Annotated in this window: 4 protein-coding genes; all 4 read right to left on the bottom strand. The window is 68.9% G+C overall.

Features of this window, described 5'->3' with window-relative positions:
• Positions 1 to 874: beta-ketoacyl synthase N-terminal-like domain-containing protein (locus tag A9X03_RS18305; protein ID WP_068262276.1), on the bottom strand; the 874-nt coding region annotated here is incomplete at its 3' end.
• 224 nt (positions 875 to 1,098) lie between these two features.
• On the bottom strand, positions 1,099 to 3,138 hold the full coding sequence (locus tag A9X03_RS18300; RefSeq protein ID WP_068262271.1) for a substrate-binding domain-containing protein: 2,040 nt from the start codon (positions 3,136 to 3,138) through the stop codon (positions 1,099 to 1,101).
• A gap of 108 nt (positions 3,139 to 3,246) precedes the next feature.
• Positions 3,247 to 5,442: a malate synthase G gene (locus A9X03_RS18295; protein ID WP_068015762.1), complete on the bottom strand. Its 2,196-nt coding sequence runs from the start codon at positions 5,440 to 5,442 to the stop codon at positions 3,247 to 3,249.
• 280 nt (positions 5,443 to 5,722) lie between these two features.
• Positions 5,723 to 6,615: hemolysin family protein (locus tag A9X03_RS18290; RefSeq protein WP_156736999.1), on the bottom strand; the 893-nt coding region annotated here is incomplete at its 5' end.

Genomic DNA, 6,615 nt, shown 5'->3' with positions numbered 1-6,615 from the left:
TCATCGCCTGGCCGGCCCGGCTCCCGCTCGGGTCGGGCGCCACCATGTGGTAGCCGTCGGACGTCACCCCGGCCCCCATCAGCCGGGCCAGGATGCGCGCCCCGCGCGCCTTGGCGTGCTCCTCGGTCTCGAGCACCATCAGCGCGCCCGCCTCGCCGAACACGAAACCGTCGCGGTCCTTGTCGAACGGGCGACATGCACCGGCCGGATCCGCGTTGTTCGTCGACATCACGATCCGCATGTTCGCGAAGGCCGCGATGGGCACCGCCTCGATCCTGGTCTCGACGCCGCCGCAGATCGCGACGTCGGCCTCGCCGAACACCATCGCCTGCCAGGCCCGCGCGATGGCTTCCGAGCCCGACGCGCACGCCGACACCGGCGTCATCACACCCGCCCTGGCGTGCCGTTCCAGACCGACCGCCTGGGCGGCCGCGTCGGGCATGTACTTGCTGACGGCGAGCGGCGAGACCGCCTTCACGCCGCGCGCCCGCAGGTTGTCCAGGCTGAACACCAGTTCCTCGCCGGAACCGAAACCGGTGCCGATCGACACCAGCAGGCGGTTCGGGTCGACGTCGGGGGAGCCGGCATGGTCCCAAGCCCGCCGGTTGACGATGGCGGACATCCTCGCCAGGTAGCCGGTTCTGCGCAGCTCAGCGGGGTTGAGCTCGCTGTCGAATTCCTCCAGCAGGTGCCCGCCGATGCGGACCGGCAGGTCGAACTCCTCCACGAACGGGTCATCGAGCTCGCGGATTCCGCTCTGGCAGTCGAGGAGCAACTTCCAGGTGGTCTCCGCGTCGGTGGCCAGTGCGGTGGTCATGGCGATCCCGGTGACCACCACGTTTGGAAGTGCTTGTCCAGTAATCAGTTTCGTCATTGCTGTCGTGGATCATCCTTTCGCGACGCCGCCCCGGTCGTCGTCACGGACGCGCGTACATCGGGGCACCCTCCGGGTTCCCGTGGAAGGCGCTCGACCGAAAGCCTTCCCGTCGCGTCGGCCGTGGAATCAACCTCAAAGCCTAGCGGCAACTTGCGTTGCAGACGGGGAAGACCCCGCCGCAACGTAGCCGTACCCGCCCCGTACGCGAGCCTAATCCGGCCTCAGCTCAGGAAGGCGTTGAGTGCCGCGGCGAGGTCGGGGGACGCCGACGAGGCGAGGTTCTGGTAGCCGCCGCCGCTGAGCTGGGCGACCGCCTCCCACGTCGCGCGGTCCGGGTCACCGCCGAAGTCGATGACGTTCACCGCGATCGGTTTGGCCGGGTCGGCGCTCTTGCGGATGAAGTCCTGCAACCCGGGCCCGTCCAGGGTCTGGTCGGTGTGCGGGCCCGCGGTGATGACCAGTATCGAGTTGGTCTGGCCGACGTGGTAGTTGGTCTGCAGCTCCTGGTAGATCATGCGCAAAGTGGTGAACGACACCGCACCACCGGCCGACGAGTATTGCTTGTCCAGCGCGGCCGTCAGCGCCGCCGAGCGCGGCTGGCCGTTGACCGGGTCGCCCAGCGGCCCGCCGGGTACCTCGGAGCGGCCCTCGTGACCGTCGAACGTCCACAGGCCCACCACCGACGTGGGCGGCAGCGCCTTGATCTTGTCCTGAAGTGCGGCGATCACGTTCGCCAGCCGGGTCTTCCCGCCCTCCTGGCCGGGCATCGACTGGTCGAGCATGATGGTCGCGGCCAGCCCGCTCGACGGGGTGGCCATCGCCTCGGCAAGCGTCGTTCGCATCGCGTCGTCCCCCACCGACAGCGCGGCGGGCAGCGCCGGAAACGTGGTGACCGGGCTGCTCGGCGGCGTGACGCCGTTGACCCGGAAGCCGGCCTTGGCCAGCTTGGCGAGTTGCTCGGGCTTGTGCATGTAGCGGGCGAACTCGCTGGCGGCGGCGGACTGGTCCTGGGTCAGCCACGAGCCGCTCAGCAGGACGGTGGGGTAGTCGGCGACGGGCACCGGGCCCGACGGCAGCCAGGAGGCCAACGCGCCCTTGGCGTTTGGCGACGACTGGCCGCGCTGGAACAGCTGCTGCTCGGTGGTGATGACCGCATGCACCGGCGCGGCCGCCGCGTCGCCGGGCTTCAGCAGGGCGTTCATCGCCTCGGTCAGCGAATTGTCCGCCAGCTTGGGCTGTCCGTTCAGCACCGCGCGCACCGCGCCGGTGCCCTGGGTCGCCGGCGCGCCGGGAGGGGCCGACGCGGCCGCTATCGCCTCCCCGGCGAGGAACGCCGCGTCACCGTTGCCGTTCATCGGCACGGCCAGTCGCAGCGACCCCCAGGCCGGCAGGTTCACGCCGGCCAATCCGTTCGGATTGGTCTGCAGCCCGGGCAGCGCCGCCCAGTTCTGGTTGGCCAGGGCCGACGCGAGTTCGGGCCGGACGGCGAGCACCACCGGCGACGTCACCAGCGAACGGCTGTCGGTGATCGTCTTCTGCGCCGTGGCCCCGGCGAGCCGCGCGGCCGAGATCGAGCTGCCGGGGACCCACAATGCCGGCTGCGCGCCGAGGTCGGCGGGCCACTTGCCGATGAAGCCGTTCAGGACCGCGTCCGAGCCCGCGGGCTTGACGCTGACTTCCACGCAGTGGTCCCCGATCGGGCCGGCCGAGGAGTTGTAGCTCTGCGCGAACTGCTGTACGGAGTCGGCGATCGACGGGTCGGCGATGACGGTGACCGTTTCCTTGCCGCCGACGCAGCGCCCGGCGGCCTGGTGCGAGCGGTTGGACAAGGCGTCGCCGAAGAAGCTCCACAGGATCACGGTGCCCACCACGACGACGACCGCGACGAGGGCCACGATGACGCCGATGCTGACTCCCCGGCGCCCGCCCTCGCTGCGGTGGCCGCCCCGCCAGTCACCGAGTCCCCGGTGCCCGCCGCGGAACAGCGACGGCGACGCGGCCGGCGGCTCCGAGGCGGGCGGGCCCGGCTGCCGCGGCGGGAACTCCGGGTACTCGTCGGCCGCGTCACCCGCGAAGTCCCCGGCGCCGTAGGGCTCGTCCTCGTCCGAGAAGTCGTCCGCGTCCGAATAGTCGTCGGCCGGGTAGTGGCCCGCGTCGGAGTAGTCCTCTCCGACGGCGTCCCGGTGACGGTCCTCCGCCTCGCCGCTTTCGTACGGTTGGTCGACGGAGTCCTCAGGGTCGGGCAAACTGTGCCTACCCATAACGGTGTCCGTCGCCTTTCCGTCGATAGATCCGACTTGTTGTCAACCCGCCGCTGATCTTAGTCACCAGCGGCATCAATGGGTGCCGAGGCCGATTAAGGCACCGGCTCAATTTGATTGCGCCGCGCGGGCCTTGGCCTCGCGCCGACGGCGGTGCAGGATCGGCTCGGTGTAGCCATTGGGCTGCTGGGTTCCCGTCAGGATCAGGTCCTGGGCGGCCAGGAATGCCAGACTGTCGTCGAAGTCGGGCGCCATCGGCTGGTAGGCCGCGTCCTTGGCGTTCTGCTCATCGACCAGCGGCGCCATCCGTTCCAGGCTGGCGCGCACGTCCTCCTCGGTGATGACACCGTGGCGCAGCCAGTTGGCCAGCAGCTGGCTCGAAATCCGCAGCGTCGCACGGTCTTCCATCAGGGCGACGTCGTGAATGTCGGGCACCTTCGAGCAGCCGACGCCCTGGGCGACCCAGCGCACCACGTAGCCGAGGATCGACTGGCAGTTGTTGTCGACCTCCTCGCGAATCTCCTCGGGAGCCCAGGCCAGTTCCTTGGCCAGCGGGATGGTCAGCAATTCCTCGATGTTGGTGCGCTTCTTGCCCGCCAGCTCCTCCTGCACGGCGCCCACGTCGACGTAGTGGTAGTGCATCGCGTGCAGCGTGGCCGCCGTCGGGGAGGGCACCCACGCGGTGGTCGCGCCCGCCTTCGGTTGGCCGATCTTCTGCTCGACCATGTCGGCCATCAGCTCGGTCATCGCCCACATGCCCTTGCCGATCTGCGCCTTGCCCTTGAAGCCGGCGGCGAGCCCGATGTCGACGTTGGCGTCCTCGTAGGCCTTGATCCACGCGGTGCTCTTCATCGCGCCCTTGCGGATCATCGGGCCGGCCTCCATCGACGTGTGGATCTCGTCGCCGGTGCGGTCCAGGAAACCGGTGTTGATGAACACGACCCGGTCGGCCGCGGCCTTGATGCAGGCCTTGAGGTTGACGGTGGTGCGCCGTTCCTCGTCCATGATGCCGACCTTCAGCGTGGCCTGCGGCAGGCCCAGCACGTCCTCGACGCGGCTGAACAGCTCGCAGGTGAAGGCGACCTCGTCGGGCCCGTGCATCTTGGGCTTGACGATGTAGATCGATCCGGTGCGGCTGTTGGCCAGCGGGCCGTTCGCGTCGCCGGTCTTGAGCCCGTGGATCGCCGTCAGGCCGGTGAACAGCGCGTCCATGATGCCCTCGAAAACCTCGTTACCATCGGCATCCACGATCGCGTCGTTGGTCATCAGGTGACCCACGTTGCGGACGAACAGCAGGCTGCGGCCGGGCAGGGTCAGCTGACCCTCACCGTCGGGCGTGGTGTAGGTGCGGTCCCGGTTGAGCACACGGGTGAAGGTCTTGCCGTCCTTGGCGACCTCCTCGGACAGGTCGCCCTTGTTCAGCCCCAGCCAGTTGCGGTAGCCGAGCACCTTGTCGTCGGCGTCGACGGCGGCCACCGAGTCCTCGAAGTCCATGATCGTGGTGACGGCCGATTCCAGCACCACGTCCTTGATGCCGGCGCGGTCGGTCTTGCCGATCGGCGATTCCGGGTCGATCAGGATCTCGATGTGCAGGCCGTGATTGACCAGTAGCACCGACCAGTCGGGGGAGCCGAGCTCGCCCGTGTAGCCGGCGAACTTCTCCGGGCTGGCCAGGTCGACGGACCCGTCGCCGGTCGCGACCTTGAGCCGGCCGTCTTCGACCGAGAGTGCGGTCGCGTCGGCCCAGGAGCCGGACTCCAGCGGCACCGCTTGGTCGAGAAAGTTGCGGGCGTAGGCGATGACCTTGTCGCCGCGGACCTTGTTGTAGCTGGTGCCCTTCTCCGCACCGTCGTCCTCTCCGATGACGTCGGTGCCGTAGAGGGCGTCGTACAGCGAGCCCCAGCGCGCGTTCGCGGCGTTCAGCGCGAAGCGGGCGTTGAGCACGGGCACCACCAGCTGCGGGCCCGCGGTCGTGGTGATCTCGTCGTCGACACCCGAGGTGGTGATCGTGAAATCCTCGGGTTCGGGCAGCAGGTAACCGATTTCGGTGATGAACTGCCGGTAGGCCTCGACATCGAAAGGCTCGATCACGCGTTGCCGGTGCCACTTGTCGATCTGGGCCTGCAGCTCGTCGCGCCGGCGCAGCAGATCCTGGTTCTTGGGGGTCAGGTCGGTGACGACTTTGTCGACTCCCGCCCAGAAGCTGTCCGGGTCGATGTCGGTGCCGGGCAGGGCCTCGTTGTTCACGAAGTCGTAGAGCACTCGGGCGACGCGCAGGTTCCCCGCCGACACGCGATCAGTCATGTTTCTCCTCCGTAATGAAGCCTCACCAAGCCGCATTGGCTCGGAGCGGCAATGCCTTCAGCCTACCGAGCAGCAGCCTGGTGAGCGTATCCGCCCGACCCGCCACACCAGGTCAAGCCGCGCTGACAGCTCCAAACCATGCCGCTGCGGCGAGCCAGGGGATCGATTTACAGCAACGCGTCGACGCGCCTGAGATCCTGCGCCCTCCAGCACTTTCTTGACTGGCAGCCGATGGAAATCATACGGGCTCGCCGCAGCCCTCCTCGGCGACCCAGTGCCCCTACGCATCACGCATGGTGCCGACGAGGTCCTCGACCAGGTCTTCCATGGCCACCATCGCGACCACCTCGCCGCCCGCGCCGGTCACCAGCGCCAGGTGGCTGTTGCTGCGGCGCATCCGCGACAACGCGTCGGCCAGCGGCAGCGACTTGGGCAGGCGCGGAAGGGGCCGCACCATCGCCAGGTCGATCACGGTCCCCGGGTCGTCACCGAGCGTCAGCATGTCCTTGATGTGCAGGTAGCCGATGAAATCACCGGTGACGTTCGCCACGGGGAACCGCGAGTAGCCGGTCTCGGCCAGGGCCCGCTCGACGGCACCGACCGTCGGGCCGGAACCCGGTGCGGCCACCGGCACGGCGTGCACATCACCGAGGGGGACCGCAACGTCGCCGACCACCCGGGTGCCGATCTGCAGGGCGCGGGTCAGCCGGGTGTGCTCCTCCGGATCCAGCAGGCCCTGCGATTCCGATTCGGCGATCATCTCGCTCAGCTCGACGGGGGACACCGTCAGCTCGAGCTCTTCCTTGGGCTCGACCCCCAGCGCGCGAACCACCACGCTGGCGCATTTGTTGTAGAACGTGATCAACGGCCGGACGGCTCGCACGTAGGCCAGGTAGGCCGGCACCAGCAACATCGCCGTGCGCTCGGGACCGGCCAGCGCGATGTTCTTCGGCACCATCTCGCCCAGCAGCACGTGCAGCGTCACGACGATCGCCAACGCGATCGCGAACGACAACGTGTGCAGCAGCGGCGGCGGGATGCTGGTCAGCCCCAGCGCCGAGCGCAGCAGGCTGGAGACCGCCGACTCGCCGATCCGCCCCAGCAGCAGCGACGCGGCGGTGACACCCAGCTGGGCCCCGGCCAGCATCGCCGGCAACTGCTCGCCGGCGCGGA

Source organism: Mycobacterium sp. E1715 (genome assembly GCF_001667625.1).
GTDB lineage: Bacteria > Actinomycetota > Actinomycetes > Mycobacteriales > Mycobacteriaceae > Mycobacterium.
The sequence above is the reverse complement of the archived record's forward strand: the minus strand, read 5'-3'. Positions and strand labels throughout refer to the sequence as shown.

Excerpts from the sequence above, each read along its gene's own strand:
- A9X03_RS18300 (WP_068262271.1), bottom strand. The coding sequence starts at position 3,138 with ATGGGTAGGCACAGTTTGCCCGACCCTGAGGACTCCGTCGACCAACCG.
- A9X03_RS18295 (WP_068015762.1), bottom strand. The coding sequence starts at position 5,442 with ATGACTGATCGCGTGTCGGCGGGGAACCTGCGCGTCGCCCGAGTGCTC.